The 14,242-nt window shown below is 40.6% G+C and carries 13 protein-coding genes; 2 read left to right on the forward strand and 11 right to left on the reverse strand.

The genetic code is table 11. The features are described 5' to 3' along the window. Positions 1–319 precede the first annotated feature (319 nt). The 5 genes from RIG61_00890 to RIG61_00910 form a co-directional block, all read right to left on the reverse strand. The gene (locus tag RIG61_00890) at positions 320–1,381 is read right to left on the reverse strand and encodes an IS481 family transposase (GenBank protein MEQ9617714.1); all 1,062 of its coding nucleotides are present in this window, start codon (positions 1,379–1,381) and stop codon (positions 320–322) included. A 344-nt stretch (positions 1,382–1,725) separates the two neighbouring features. Next, positions 1,726–1,935: a helix-turn-helix domain-containing protein gene (locus tag RIG61_00895; GenBank protein MEQ9617715.1), complete on the reverse strand. Its 210-nt coding sequence runs from the start codon at positions 1,933–1,935 to the stop codon at positions 1,726–1,728. Between the two features lie 497 nt (positions 1,936–2,432). Further along, the gene (locus tag RIG61_00900; protein ID MEQ9617716.1) at positions 2,433–3,500 is read right to left on the reverse strand and encodes a hypothetical protein; all 1,068 of its coding nucleotides are present in this window, start codon (positions 3,498–3,500) and stop codon (positions 2,433–2,435) included. Positions 3,501–3,764: 264 nt separating this feature from the next. Beyond that, the gene (locus tag RIG61_00905) at positions 3,765–4,628 is read right to left on the reverse strand and encodes a replication-relaxation family protein (GenBank protein MEQ9617717.1); all 864 of its coding nucleotides are present in this window, start codon (positions 4,626–4,628) and stop codon (positions 3,765–3,767) included. Between the two features lie 4 nt (positions 4,629–4,632). Next, positions 4,633–7,170: a type IV secretion system DNA-binding domain-containing protein gene (locus RIG61_00910; protein MEQ9617718.1), complete on the reverse strand. Its 2,538-nt coding sequence runs from the start codon at positions 7,168–7,170 to the stop codon at positions 4,633–4,635. 215 nt (positions 7,171–7,385) lie between these two features. Here RIG61_00910 and RIG61_00915 point away from each other — a divergent pair, with 215 nt between their 5' ends. Next, a complete protein-coding gene (locus RIG61_00915; protein ID MEQ9617719.1) occupies positions 7,386–7,586 on the forward strand; it encodes a hypothetical protein in 201 nt (66 codons plus the stop codon). 531 nt (positions 7,587–8,117) lie between these two features. Here the strand turns inward: RIG61_00915 and RIG61_00920 are convergent. Together RIG61_00920 and RIG61_00925 are read right to left on the reverse strand one after the other, a co-directional pair. Further along, positions 8,118–9,356: a tetratricopeptide repeat protein gene (locus RIG61_00920; GenBank protein MEQ9617720.1), complete on the reverse strand. Its 1,239-nt coding sequence runs from the start codon at positions 9,354–9,356 to the stop codon at positions 8,118–8,120. 76 nt (positions 9,357–9,432) lie between these two features. Next, positions 9,433–9,651, reverse strand: coding sequence for a helix-turn-helix transcriptional regulator (locus tag RIG61_00925; GenBank protein ID MEQ9617721.1), 219 nt, complete (start codon positions 9,649–9,651; stop codon positions 9,433–9,435). Positions 9,652–9,753: 102 nt separating this feature from the next. Here RIG61_00925 and RIG61_00930 point away from each other — a divergent pair, with 102 nt between their 5' ends. Next, complete coding sequence (locus RIG61_00930) at positions 9,754–10,119, forward strand: helix-turn-helix domain-containing protein (protein MEQ9617722.1); 366 nt, start codon at positions 9,754–9,756, stop codon at positions 10,117–10,119. A gap of 371 nt (positions 10,120–10,490) precedes the next feature. On the opposite strand, the gene RIG61_00935 is transcribed toward RIG61_00930, so the two are convergent. The 4 genes from RIG61_00935 to RIG61_00950 are packed head-to-tail and all read right to left on the reverse strand — an operon-like array spanning position 10,491 to position 13,967. Continuing rightward, positions 10,491–12,815 carry a hypothetical protein gene (locus tag RIG61_00935; protein ID MEQ9617723.1) on the reverse strand — a complete coding sequence of 775 codons (2,325 nt, stop codon included), beginning with the start codon at positions 12,813–12,815 and terminating at the stop codon, positions 10,491–10,493. Further along, positions 12,812–13,123, reverse strand: coding sequence for a CHC2 zinc finger domain-containing protein (locus RIG61_00940; GenBank protein MEQ9617724.1), 312 nt, complete (start codon positions 13,121–13,123; stop codon positions 12,812–12,814). The genes RIG61_00935 and RIG61_00940 overlap by 4 nt, the downstream gene beginning before the upstream one ends. Continuing rightward, positions 13,120–13,671 (reverse strand): hypothetical protein, encoded by a 552-nt coding sequence (locus tag RIG61_00945; protein MEQ9617725.1) that lies wholly within the window; start codon positions 13,669–13,671, stop codon positions 13,120–13,122. Before RIG61_00945 ends, RIG61_00940 begins: the two co-directional genes overlap by 4 nt. 2 nt (positions 13,672–13,673) lie before the next feature. After that, a complete protein-coding gene (locus RIG61_00950; protein MEQ9617726.1) occupies positions 13,674–13,967 on the reverse strand; it encodes a helix-turn-helix transcriptional regulator in 294 nt (97 codons plus the stop codon). Between the last annotated feature and the right edge of the window lie 275 nt (positions 13,968–14,242).

The raw sequence follows: 14,242 nt of genomic DNA on the forward strand, positions 1-14,242 counted from the left end.
AAATAGAGGGATTTTCGTAACTTCGCGACATTGTTGAAATCCTTATAATTTGCTAAAAATAAAAGATTTCCATCTATTCTGTATAGTATGTTGATTCTGTGTTGTGTCAGGAATTATGGATGGTTCTTAGAAAATGTTTAGAAAGGAAAATGATCTATTTTATATTAACTTTATTATTGCTAAGTAAAGAGCATGTCGATACACATTGCGTCTGGTGGGAAGAGAAACCCCGATCATTAAATACGTATTCCCATAAAATGTCCTGAACGGTAAAAGCGCTTACAGCGGGTCTTCCGGTAAGCATTCTTAATTTCCTATTTTACTGTATCACCTCCTCTGTCTCAATGGGATTTTCAAAGACGTACTGCTGATATAATTCTAGACCATCCGTAAAGGTTTCATAGGGAGTCCTTCCCTGACAGTACTTACCTTGATTCGTGCGCTCGTGGTTGTAATAATCCATAAACCCATCCAGATCAGCCTGAATCTCCTCAAGGCTCCTATAAAGCTTCTTGCGGAACGACACCTCGTAGAACTCGGTCTTTATCGTTTGATTGAGTCTCTCCACGGCTCCGTTGGTCTTGGGACTCCTGGGCTTCGTCTTCGTATGCTCAATGTCGTTGAGGTGCAGGTAAAGCTCATAGGGGTGTGTCTCAGCTCTGCCGCAGTACTCAGTGCCCCTGTCTGTTAATACCCTGAGCACACTTACCCCCTCTTTGTCGAAGAACGGCAGCACCTTGTCGTTCATAAAATCGGCGGCAGTAAGAGAGGTCTTCTCCAGATATACCTTTGCAAATCCGACGTTGGAATAAGTATCTATCAAGGTCTGCTGGTAAAGACGACCTATACCTTTTATGTAGCCCATATAACAGGTGTCCTGGGCAACGAGGTATCCCGGATGGTGACTCTCTATTTCCCCATGGGCTTCTTCCTCTTCTTTGGCAGCTTCGAGTGCCTGAATCTGAGACTCGCTCAGAACCCCTGTGTTCTCGGCTGCCCACACCTCAAGCCGTTTTAAACGAAGGGATTTTGTCTGAAGATTGTGACGGAGCCACACGCTTCTTACTCCCCCGGCACTTATCTGAATCCCCTGCCGTTTGAGCTCATTGGCGGCCCTGACCTGCCCATGAGTAGGAAACTCCAAAGAGTATTCCAAAAGCTTCTGCTCTATCTCAGGGGCTACTCTGTTCCCTATACGGGGGACCCTCCGTGATTTCTCCAAAAGACCCTCAAGACCGTCCTCTTCGATTGCCTGCTTTATGTCGTAGTAGTGCTGTCGGCTTACTCCGAGCCTCCGACACGCTTCTGAGATGTTCCCGAGCACTTGCCCGAGTTCAAGGATATTGAGCTTTCTTGATATGATATACTGTTGTTGAGTCATGGTTATTCCTCCTAATGTTAAGATTTTTTCGCTAAATCTATCTTAATCGGAAGACCATGACTCTTACTTCTTTAAGTCACATCTTGTAAACACTTTTCTGTACTAGGTCACATAAAACGATGTGCATAACTTAACAAGCCCATTGAGTGTGATATAGCTTGCTTTAAAAGAGGGTTTATACCTATTCTATTTGGTCAATGAATTTTGTATGTAAGGCATAATTTTGAATGAATCTTTTGCTATTCTTTAATAAAAAAGAGGGGCTACTAGGTAGCCCCTTGTTGTTATTTTGATTGCTTTTTACTTGTGTGTTTGTTCGTCAAATAAATCTTTTAATAATGCGGTTACATGCATTCTATTTTACCGTACGGCACGTTTACTTGCTCCGACTTCTTCGATTTCATCCATTCTTCAACCTCACTCAGCTTGAATCGAATTAACCTGCCGACCCTATAGTGAGGGATGTTCAGGGTGGCTACAATGTGATATGCGGTTTGCTTTTTCAATTTTAAAAACTTTGCAAGGTCAACAATATCAATAAACGGCTCTTGCATAAAGTCCTATATCACCTCCCCGCAAACTTATTGCGTACTCCTGTTTTTTTTAAAACACCTCCTATATATGGATTTAATGAACTGTTTTAATATACGTGACCTATGCGAAAATTCAAATTAATTAGACTATAAGTCGGATTGTTTATAAGATTGTCTTATTATCTGAGTTAGTTCTATAATGCCTATGTTTCATAGCATTTATTAATCATACCTTAAATATTGTAGAGGATCACACAAGTGTAATATTGACAAAATATTTATTACAATATACTTTAAAATAAGCACCTTACAGTATTGGAATTGAACGATGAGGGGTCGAAGTCGCTCAAATTAATATTAGTTTCTACTTGTTGAGAGCTATGACAATCTTGAATATTACTCTACGTGGGTATAATAGAGGAGGCCATGGAGGACACTAGCGTCCTCCTTTTTACTTTGGAATACTATTCACGCTTCACGTCCTTCACAGGGTTGGTATACGGTGAAATTGAAATCGCTTATGGAAGATTAGGTTTATTCCAACTAGCATAGTAACTTTGTCCTGGTAATAAACCTCCTTTAAATGTCCATTCGTTTTTAAACAATGTTTTAGTAAATTCCTTTCCCCTTCTGTGGTTCAATTTCATAGTAACATGATCTGATGAAACTAAGCCAGATACTTGATTTTCTAGATTTATTGTCAGGTCTTCCGTTAATTCATAGAGTACCCAGAGGTCAAAGTCATTTGGATATTTTAATATATCTTCCTTAATTATTTGAATCTTACGGGGCTTATCTTTTTCTTCCGGAAGTTTCATAACATGTTCCAGATTCCTTCTATCCGGGTCTTTACTTTTAAAAATTTCGTTCAGATTTTTTTCTATGTTATCTATAGCTAATCCAATATGCCCCGGAAGAAAATAAGTTTTTCCATCTTTAAGTACTTTAATTAATTGAGGATACATAAGATTAGACGCATCGGATCTTATTACATATGGATGGTCCTTTTTGCCAGTTAAATTATATATGAGATATTCCACTTCAGATCTTACTATCATATGATTATCCGGCAGATCTGAATAGCCTTCTATTATAAAAGTTATTTTATGTTTAAACTCTCGTCTGATGACGTCCATTTTAATAATTGCATCTAGTTCTTCTGTAATAGGAGATGTAATTGACCTATTAGAGATTGCTTTCCACACCGAGTTGGATATTAAGTTTGCATACTCAATTATTATTTTATAGTTTCTCCACTCAGAAGGCAGTTCAACAAATATTATTACAATTGCAGCTATAATAAATGCTAATGCTAAATGACGTGCAATTTCTTGCTTATGAGTTCTCGCTTGTGCATTTCCAATTTCATTCATTAGTATTTTTCTCTTTTCCTTATCATTCTGGGAATTATTAATATTACTTACTATTTTGTCAGCCAAATCTTCAGCGCCTTCGTATGAATACTTTGCATAGTAATAACTAGCAAAAGAAAACAAAAATAAAAATAAAAGCAGTAAAAACATTTTATACTTCGAATAAAACCATTCTTTAAAATTAATTTTTCCAAGTTCAATTTCTATTTTCATTTCTATCGATCCTCCATTTATTCTTATGATCAAATTATTTTATTGATTAATATTATGGCGTTCAGAAATACCATTTTTACTACTCCACTAAATAATTATTGTCTTGATAATTTCTTATAATTTAGTTCGTCAACATAAAAATCATGATCCATATGGGCCTCTCTTCAGAAACATCCCATTTGGAAACGATGTCAAATATCCGAATGTCTTAGGTATATTTAAATTTGTTCATTGTCTTCTGTCTTGTTCTCAATGCATCGCCACCTAAATTGCCATTAATTCAACGCGAGAGTCAGCCCTTACCCATATTTCTCTCAGGATTTCCTCAGGAGTAATCACATCTGAGGTAGTAAACCAATACATGATCCCAAACCCCAACTTTCTTGTGACTTTCATGATAGATTGAAGTCTCGTATTATTAGTAGTTACTGTGAGAACCCTGAAATTTTTTCCGCCAAACCTGTCTCGAAACAGCCCTCTTTCAAAGTACATCTTATATCCTTTCATCTTCCTCTTAAACACTTTAGAAGCTGTCTCTGTATACCTGTCAACCTCCAGGAAAAAGTGCGCAGTCCCCTTAGGCGTATGTAAAACAAAATAGGCATCGGGAATTAGAATTATGCTCCTCCCTCTTTCTCGTATCTTTTCTCCATAAGAGATGTTGCCTTTCTTAAGCTTTAGTTCCTCCCTATTACTCCACTCCTTAAGTGAATAGCCGTCATTATTCCTGCACGCTTCTTCTAGCGCTAATCTGAACCGTATTAACTCTAGCTCATGTTCAAGGAACTCTCCCCCTACCCTGTTTTTGCTCTTTGACCATCCAAGCTCTTCTCTGGATACTTTAAGCTTTCTTGAAAGCACTCTCGCTCCTTCAGTCCAGAGAGCATAGAGAAGCTCGCTTTTACCCTCGGTCACTGGTCTTTGAATCCGGTCAAGAAACCCGTGATCGTAGAGCTTCCTAAGACGCCTGTCCGCAAAGCTCTTTGAATTAAAAAACATTTTGGTCATCTGCGATGAAGTTAAAAAGCGATATGTATAGATCGATTTTAATATTTCTATATCCCTTAGGCTTAACTCAAGCCTTTCGTGAGGAATTCTCTCTGTCCATGCCCTTCTTCTTTTCTGCATATCCCTATTCCTTTTCGTAGAAATCTTCTATGTCTTTTGGGATAGGTTCTTCCTTTTGCCGCTCTGCTTTAAGCTCTCTTTCTATACTCTCGCGCGTTGTTGCATATGTATTCCTTGACATACTGCGGATTGTTTCCTTTCTCTTCTTTGCTATGTCTTCCGAAGGCATCTCTGGGGGAGGATAGGTAGATAAGTTAAAATCAAACTCCGCCCTATCAATCCTTGCGACAGCTTCCCCAATACTTAAGTTCTGAAGATCGTTTGCGTCAAAAGAGGAAAACCCCTCATACAGTTTTCTTGCATCAAAATCCCCGAGCCTGAAGCACACACGTGTGATAGGGTTTGATATAACAGATGAAGCTACCTCTCTGTCCTTCCCCCAGATTTGCATAAGGTCTTGGTGAGCTAATATGAGTCCAAGCCTGTATTTCCGTGCTCCTGAAAGAATGGACTCCATGGACTTCGTGATGAAGTTTTGAAACTCATCAATGTAGAGATAGAAGTTCTTCCTCTCGGTTTCTTCTATCTCTTGTCGTGACATTACCGTCTGCTGGAGCTTTGAGACGATAAGAGCTCCAAGCGTATATGCGTTCTCTTCTCCTATCCCTCCGTGAGAGAGCTTGCAGAAAAGAATTTTCCCCTCATCCATAATCTTTCTGAAATCAAGCCTGTTTTCCCGTTGAGAAACTATGTTTCGTATGATCTTAGGTCTCAGGAATGTATCGAGCCGTGTAAGAACAGCTCCCTCCGGTCTTCCGGGAAGAAGAGGAAATTCTCTTCTCCAGTAAAACACTATCTCTTCATCCGTTACGGTATCAAGATACTCTTCTCTATAATCCTCATCCACTAGAAATCTTCTCAGGTCTCGTAACGTTCCACCTTTTGGACTCTCAAGGAATGCGAGAATTGCATTTGAAAGAACAGAGTTCATCTGATCTCCCCAGCTTGTAGAAAACCTCCGAAATATCGATGCGAGGTCTGATGCCAGGAGGGTCTTTTCATGCTCACTATGTGCATACAGGATATTAAAGCCTACGGGGTACTCCTCATCTGAGGGGTCAAAGAGTATCACGTCTTGAAATCTATCTTCCGGTATTCTTGGAAGAATCTGCTGGTCAATCAAATCTCCGTGCGGGTCGAGCACAGCTAGTCCCTCTCCGTTGTGAATGTCTTGCACAATCATATTGAGAATAAGGTTGGTTTTTCCTGTCCCGGATGCGCCAATTACATACATGTGTTTAGTTCTGTATTCAGGGTTTAAGGTTACTATCTTTTTCTCGCCCCGGTGAATGTTCTCCCCAAGAATGAGCTTATGGCCTAGTGCAATAACAGGACATGCCTTTGTTCGGGTTGTTACCTCTTCGAGTTTCTCGGAATGAATGGATGGTGACGGCAGATGCACCATGGAGGCAAGCTCTTCTGCATTAAGGAGCATGCCGAATCTGAAGCTTGCACGGTTGAGAACACAACTAAGGAGTTCGCCTGGTGCATACAATCCATCCCCCGGAAACATTGTAAATCTCTGGAACGTGGTAGAGAACTGATTGAGAAATCCTTCGAGTCTTTGGGCTATATGTTCATGAGAGGCAATCACGTTTAAGCAGATAGCAAAGAGGGGAGATTTAGTCTTCTGCTTTGCCATCTCAAGTATATTCGGCTCGGTTATAGAGGGGAGTGACGGGTTAAATTCATCTCGTGCAGCGGTAAGTATGTTTAGCGCCCAGTTGTGCTTTACAGGGACCAAGGTAACCTGAAGAACTCCGAATTCATCCTCCCCAAGGTCTTCGAAAGCTCCCATAACTACACCGAGAGGGTCTGTATTGAAATTTGAGAAGATCTTTAAAGCACAGAAATGGGTATTTGAAAGAACGTATTCCCGTATGATGTATCCGTTTGTATTCTCTTCCGTATCCTTATTAGATTGAGGAATAATATCAGATAGAAGGTCGCTTGATTCTACGAACTCGGTATATGGGAAGTGTGTGAGGAGCTGACCCATTAGGTGCTTGAAGTGCGGAGACCGGCAACAGAATTGCGTTGAGATTTTCTCGTGGGACCCTACAATTTCAAAGCTTGCCGGATGAAATACTTCTCTTAAGGAAAGAAGGAATTGAATAGATATAGCAGGGTTTACTTCTTCATCTTTTGAGCGAAGAATTCGTATATATTTCTCCTCACCCTCGGGGATGTAATAGTCAGGAGTAAACGGATTTATGTATTCTCTATTTCGATTGAGCCATCTATGGAATGGACTTGACTCAAAGGGTTTTTCTATACCCATGAGATAGAGATCTGCGGGGGCAAGCTCTCCGTAATTATATTTTGAGAATGGCGGCTCTAATGATACGAAGTCGTTAAAGACAATATGTCCTCCCATTCCCCGTGCCATCTCTGCTTCGAGCTTTAATTCCTTAGCCTGTGATACCTTTTTTATCTCAAATCTTTGTTGCGGAGAATATGATTCCTCTACTTTTCTAAGAGGGAGGTGTTCTGTTTTTACAAGTTTTCTCCCCGCTACGTCTATCTCTTTCTCAGATGTCAATTGCCACCTCACACTTTGGACATGGGATATATCCAAAAGAGCCTTTACAGTTGTTGCACTTATCGAATGCATGGCGTGAGGCTACATACCCACAACCGCATTTCCATTTGCCGTAGAGGTCCAACATGGTCCCGCAGTGAGAACATTGGGCTACAGCTATAAAGGATTTATGGAGGGCGCGTGTGATCCAGTAGGAAGCTATGAGGTTGATAATAATGAGAAAACCAAAGAATGCCGAGGCACCTCCGCTTCCAGAGGCAGGGGCAATGATTACCAAAATTATAGTTGACCCAATAACGTATCCCCAGGTAATAAGCCTTTTTTTGCCTCGTATACCCACCCTTTTCTCCCTCCAAAAAAGCCTTTCTACATCTAATCCAGCTTCTCTGGCTTCTGATTATGCATTTGAGCCATAAAGAGACTGTTTATCCTTTGAGCTCCGGTGTATGCGGTAATAACAGCTATAAAACAGACGGCAGCGTAGGTAACAAATCCTATGAATATGAAAGCGAGAGGAATAGATAACAGCGCAATTATTATATAGAGAATACCAACCCCTGTATGTCCGTTATAGAGTTGTCCAAGACCGGGAAGTAATGCAGATAAAAAAAGAGCGAATAATGGACTCTTTATCTGTACGGGTTTTTGCACCCCAACCTCCTAGGGGGGTGATTAGGAGGGTACTTGTTTTTTCCATAGCGAATGGTGAAATAAGGAAATAATTGGAGAAAGAAAAGGTCTTTGGAAAAGAAGTAATGAAGCTAACTTTCTGTCGTTAGTAGAAAATTCTGTTCGGCGTCCTCATGCCCATGTAGTTATCATAAACACCCCTTAAACCACTCCCCCTTATGTATTTCTTATTTAAAGTTTTTACTATTCTTGGAATAAAAAGTCAATAGTTTTTTTATCTCACATCCTAATAGCCATAGGCATACTTGATTTAAAGACTATTTTTTCTTAACATTCACTTCGCTCACATCCGAGTAAATGCTAAACGCACCGCTTGTTATCTCTATTTCATCTACAAAAAGTTCTACCGTATAATCCCCCTCGTGCCATTTCCCGCCGTACTTCTCTCCGAAGCCCTCATTCCAGGAAGAATATGTCTGATGTGGGGGAAGAAAAGCATCTACAATTTGTTCTGTCAAAATACTTCCGTCAGGTTTGTAATAAATTGCATGTATTTTGAAGTCAATCTTCTGGGGCGGCGCTGGGTGCTTTAGGAGAAGCTCCCAAGAGAGATATTTCGCTTTTGATTGAGGGAAGCGATTCGTATACACCTTTTCTTGGGTAGAAGAATTACTCTCAAAAAACCGTAACTGGGTTATATCCGCATTTAATGATGGAATATATTCAAGCCCAGAACCTTTTACACCTTCGCCACTTATAGTAAACAACCTCCACACATCATACGCTTGTTTGTTTCTGTATAATTTAAGCGCCTCATACTCGCGCGCGTAAAGTTCCAATTTGCTCTCCTCGGGAATTGTCTCGTCTTTACTCAACAGGTGAAGGGCTTTCTCTTGCGTCACTACTGCTTTCGTATACTGGCCGTCTCGTGCATATGCGACAGCAAGTACTCCTACATATTGCCAATTACCCTCTTTTTGGGATACTGCATTCAATGCATATGTGATCGCCTTTTTGCTGTCCTTAGGATTTCGAGAAGTAGCATAAATCCATGCCAGCTGATATTGCGCACCCACAAGACCCTGATCTGCGGCTTTTTGTAACAACGTAATCGCGGTTTGTGTATCTCGTGGAAGGTGAAAACCATATAAGTACCATCTCCCTAACAAGTCTTGCGCTTTCGCATTCCCCATAGAAGATGCTTCTTTCAAAAGCACAATAGCCTCGTCGTATTTCCCTTCGCGTGAAAACAACCGTTCGGCCTCAAGAACCATATTCGCCGCCTTCACTTCCTTCTCTATACGTCCCGCTTCCATTGAGTACGCAGAGACAAATGTCATATACTCACCGTTCATGTCTATCTGTAAGAGCGCATTGTTTTGGGATCCTATCATGACGAGTTCAGTACCACATTTGTTCATTTCAATTTTTATGCGGCCATCGTTCAGTACAGTCCATCTGCACGCCCTTCGTATGTCGTACTCCTGGAGGTAACAGCTATGATCATCGAAAAATTCAAGTATATCTCGTCCATAGGTAAATTCCGTATAGCCCATCCATACTCCTTCTAACTGATATGGAGTATCTCTCCCTCCGCAGCTTACACATAAAAAAAGCAGTACAAAAACTGCTCTATATGTTTTCACGATTTTGTTCCTTTGTAAGCTCAGGGATATCGAGGAAGCGGGATATTTTTTTGAGAATCCGGGTTGCTACTATACCCCTTTCATTCCCCCACTTGCCATGCATTACGTCATAAACCGAGTTGTAGTGCTCATCTATAGCTTCAGCCAGGTCTTTGATCGTCATTCCACGCAACGCAAGCTTGCTCTTGACTACCCGATCAATCAAAAGTAGTATCCCTTTACTTTCCAAATTTAATTTGGAATTTAGAGTTTATTATATCTCACTCAGCGAGATATGTCAAGATATTATTTTCACTAGGTGAGCTTGTTGCATATCGGAGAAAGAATTAAAGCCGTTCGGCAAGAGTTTGGAATATCCCAGAAAGTATTTGGAGAAGGCATAGGTATTGCTGACAGTTATGTGTCTGAGATTGAATCGGGGAAAAAGACGCCTTCTTTAACGATTTTACTCGCTATAGCGTTTAAATACGGGGTCAGTTTAGATTGGCTCAAGTCTGGTAAAGGAGAAAAGTATATAAAAGAGGCCACCTATCTTACCAATAAAGAGATTCAAATATTAAAAACTCTTAGAAATAAAAAAGAGTTACATGCATTCGTTGTACTCCTCATAGAAAAGTTTAAAGACAAGAAGGAAATTGTTAAGCGCTTAACTGAGTTCTTGAAGAGTCTCTGAACTTACAAGAAATTCCAAAAACCTCCCTCCCCACAAAAAGAAACGGCTTTAGTTCTCAAAGAGCAAATTCAAAATTAGTAATTACCCAGGTTTATAAGAGATTGGCCCAATCCCTTTTATTATTTATGCCGTTCCTGATTGACGCTTTATCAGCGTTTATGGGGAGGGAGGTTTCCAGAAGCTTGCCAGAGCACCGTCAGTCTTATAGATAAGTTCATAATGTTCATACGTTCAGAAACCCTTATATGAGGCCGTAATTTCAGGATTCGTCAAAAAACCATAACCCTCTAAAAAGCCTTATTTGAAGCCCTATATGAACATATGAACGTTATGAACATTGTATTGAGTTAGACAGGGAGGTTCCGGTAGTTTTAAGACACGATCAATTCATCAGAGCTACCTTTATCCAGGATTCCATACTTCTCGTATAACCGCTCAACTTTTGCATTTTCCCGTTCCGGTATGACAAAACCACCCATTCTCTTCTCCGGCTTGAGCTGAAGCTTCTTTCTGATTATGCTGCCTATCCATTTGGGAGTAATCTGCCTTGAGTAATCTTCTGCGTACTTATAGACAAACTCATTCGTTATGTCTTTTATGGAAGGCTCCTCCTCTGATTCTCCTAAGCTACGGATACATTCAAGAACCTGAGCCTCCATCTCCATACCCCGCTCTGTAATAATCTGTTTGTGATAGTCTCTCGCAATATTCTTTAAATCGAGTTTTGTCTTCTCATCTTCGATTACACTAAGGAGTGGAACGAAGACCTGATTAAGTCTCGGTTCGATTGACCTATCCACAAGATCGGGGTTCACCTTCCTTTTCCCAAGATTTCTGAGCCTGAACATAAGAAGCTTGTTTCTCAAACGCTCTGCTCTTTCCTTGTGTTCATCTGTGAGGTTAATGGGAATATCCGCTCTCAATCTCCTTTGACCCATCTCTTCTGTAATGCACCGTGACTCCAAAGCTCTATCTTGAAATAAACCTCTTGTTGCCACTATCTTGGGACCGAACACCTGGTATGCCTTTGGACTGAATTCCTTTCCGTTTTTAGATTCACTCCTCAAGACCGGGAAGCCCTTAGCGTTTCCGTTATTGAGTATCTTCACTACCTCTGCTTTCTCATCACTCATCCTGAAATCACCTTCATCTATAATTAGTGTCCCTTTGAATATGTGAAGTATCCTAAAGATTGGAGAAACAGTAGAGGCTCCGCTAGCAAATATAGGTTTGTAACATAGGGAGCCGAGCGTGAGAAGAAATCTCGTTTTTCCGCTTCCCGCGTCCCCTATGACCCTTAAATATGGAAGCTCCTTGAAATCATCATAAATCCAGCTAAATAGAACGTAATATGAAGATATATTTTCAAAAAGAGGAGAAAGGTCAACATAGTCGTGAATGAACTCACTAATTTCCTGGATAAGCTTTTCTTCTGATACGTACTCCTCAGCATGAGAAGGAAAAAGAACCACCTCGTTTTTGATGAGATTATTTTTGGGAGAATAAGGGGTGAGATGCACTTTACTTCCAATTTGCACATTATTTTGATAGCTGATTTCCTCACCATTAAAGACTGCGAATTGAGTTTCTTTCTTGTGCGGATCGTAAACCATCTCAGCAATCCTCCCGTCAGCGAGATTTGCTGAGGGAACATACACTGCATTGTCTTTTCCTTTTCTTGTATACTTACGAGTCACTAATGGTACTGATTGTTTTTTTCTTGCTCCTATAAATCTCTTTGCATTCTCCATGGATTTCATAAGGTACTGTCTCTGTCGGTTCCCCTTTTCTTTGTATTTTCCTGTCGTTGGATACTTCTCAAAAACTCTGATTATTACCTCTTCACCGTAGCCTTTGCTTAGAAGTGAAGCAATTATAGCTTCGTCCGCCTCTGAGCGGGAAGGGTAGGTAGCTGTCTCTCCTGTTTTGGAGTCCCCAACGTTATTCTGATCCTGAGAGAAATCTCCTGTGATCAGCTTCTTCACCTTATCGCTTATCTCAAGGCGGTTAATATCGATATCTGGCATCTCCCTTTGTTCTTCTTTATATGGAGCGGATAACTCAACTGGCATTTTGGGAAGCTCATCAAGTATGGCTTCAATAACGTCAGGAGTGATTAAAGAACTCTCAGCATTGTTCAGAAACCCGACAAGCGGCAGTGGTGTAAGATTGTTATTGCCAAGAATAACCCTTCGCTCAGGGGTGTGCTTGAGACCGCCGTAATAAGGCAGGTTGATGTAATTCCCGATCTCCACTTTTCTGAGAAAATCCTGTTTTGGAAATACCTCCAAGCTATGATTCAATTTTGAAAGGACTGTGTTTAAAATGTGTCGTATCTCCTTTGCCTTTACGGGTGCGGAGAAGAAAACCCAGATATGATACCCCTTCGATTTAGAGCGTTCGATAAATGTAGGCTTTAATCCCAGATTCCATAATTCATCACGTATCTGTAGCACGAGCTCCATATCGTCTCTGTCTATATCTATCGCTCCGAATCGGCATGATCCATCGTCAAGAAGCGAATAAATTCCTAATGACTCCTTGCCTATAAGGTGAAGGAAATAATTCCTCTGCTTGACAGGCTGTTTTATGCACTCCCCATGCAGCGCACCCCAGGCATCGGTTCTTCCTGAGAAAAGTCTTTCAAATCTATCCGTAATGTTTCTGAGTTGGTCCTGCGGATAAAGATCGTTCATAGCCCTGCATATCGGCTAAGAATAACCTGTATCGTTTCTTTGAGTGTCAGGTTTTCAATCTCCATAATGAATGTCAGAACATCTCCGTTCCTTTCACAGTTATCGCAGTGGTAAGTTGAATTGATTTTATCCACAGCTATGGAGCCACCACACCCAATGAAGGGGCACTGTCCTATGAGTTCATTCCCTGAATCGAAGAGAAGTGCATATTCTCTCACTACTTCTTCAATTGATAAATTCGATTTTATGATTGCTATGAGTGCTGGCATCAGGTTATTTGGTTTGTATTCTTTAGAAAATCTATTCATATACTTTTGCGTTTTGAATTCTTGTCTTCAGCAACATCTTTTCCGCTTTTTCGGATGTAGTAGAGTCCAAGCGTAAAGGCGTCAAACATATTCATCCAGTACTTATCCTTATGAGTCCACAGAATTCTTGTTTTCCGAGGGAGGTAAAGAGAAAGCTCTGGGTATGTAGATACTATGAGCGCCGCAACGTTCATTTTTGTGGGCTGTCTATCTTTGTTGAGAAATTTTCTAGCTGCCGAGGGTTCAATTTCATGAACGTAAATTCCATTGTGGGAAGCGAGCAGTTTTACCTGACTTGTGTAATTTTTAAGAATCGGATTTTTCTTTCTTTGCGGGTGAGTAAGTTTTCCTATGATCAAAACATTGGGCTTGAAACTTTCGATGAGTTCTGTTCCCGGAATTTTTCCCTTGCTTTGTTTCTCCAATCTCTTCTTAAGATTCCTTACTCCATACCGAATCAGTGTAGCGCCATCAAACAAAGCAAATCCTATCTCCCTTGTGCCGGGATCGAGCGCGAGTATGCGAGTTGGTCTGTGGATGGAAGACATTCTTAAAACTGCTTATTGCTTTCCTTCGACCTTTTTGTATCTCCGAAGAGTGCTAATTCTTTTTTATCTACGTCCTTTCTGAGATCGCTGAATAAATCTCCAAAAAGTGACTCAACTGGGGCATCGAGTATGTATGCAAGCTTGAGCGCGTTCTCGAGATTTGGGAGTATCTTTCCACTTTCCCACTTCGAGAATTGCGTAGGGCACGTGTGTCCCAGAAGATAGGCTATCCGTTTCTGGCCTAGCCTTTTTCTTTTTCTATATTTCCAGATGTGGTTGATTGAACTAATCTCCATGACGTAAATACTCTCCAAAGAAACATATGGGTGCAGAATATCAGCCTCACTAGATTCAGGGAGTCTGGTAAATTTGCCTAAACAGGCAACTCTGAGGGATATAAAAAAACTGCTTAAACGCAGTCTACATTTGAGATGAAGTTAAAAATAAAGAGGAATTTCTTCCTCTTTTAGACGATTATATGTTTACTTTGGGTTTGTTAAATAGGGGTTTTGGTCTATTTTATGGCTAAAGAATTGGGAACATAGTAGCACATATTGACAGATTTGTCAAT

It is taken from the genome of Deltaproteobacteria bacterium (genome assembly GCA_040223695.1).
Classification (GTDB): Bacteria; Desulfobacterota_D; UBA1144; order Nemesobacterales; family UBA2774; genus JAVKFU01.

Coding starts and splice junctions, on each gene's coding strand:
- RIG61_00890 (MEQ9617714.1), bottom strand. CDS start 1,381: ATGACTCAACAACAGTATATCATATCAAGAAAGCTCAATATCCTTGAA.
- RIG61_00895 (MEQ9617715.1), bottom strand. CDS start 1,935: ATGCAAGAGCCGTTTATTGATATTGTTGACCTTGCAAAGTTTTTAAAA.
- RIG61_00900 (MEQ9617716.1), bottom strand. CDS start 3,500: ATGAAAATAGAAATTGAACTTGGAAAAATTAATTTTAAAGAATGGTTT.
- RIG61_00905 (MEQ9617717.1), bottom strand. CDS start 4,628: ATGCAGAAAAGAAGAAGGGCATGGACAGAGAGAATTCCTCACGAAAGG.
- RIG61_00915 (MEQ9617719.1), top strand. CDS start 7,386: ATGAGAAAACCAAAGAATGCCGAGGCACCTCCGCTTCCAGAGGCAGGG.
- RIG61_00920 (MEQ9617720.1), bottom strand. CDS start 9,356: ATGGGCTATACGGAATTTACCTATGGACGAGATATACTTGAATTTTTC.
- RIG61_00935 (MEQ9617723.1), bottom strand. CDS start 12,815: ATGAACGATCTTTATCCGCAGGACCAACTCAGAAACATTACGGATAGA.
- RIG61_00940 (MEQ9617724.1), bottom strand. CDS start 13,123: ATGAATAGATTTTCTAAAGAATACAAACCAAATAACCTGATGCCAGCA.
- RIG61_00945 (MEQ9617725.1), bottom strand. CDS start 13,671: ATGTCTTCCATCCACAGACCAACTCGCATACTCGCGCTCGATCCCGGC.
- RIG61_00950 (MEQ9617726.1), bottom strand. CDS start 13,967: ATGGAGATTAGTTCAATCAACCACATCTGGAAATATAGAAAAAGAAAA.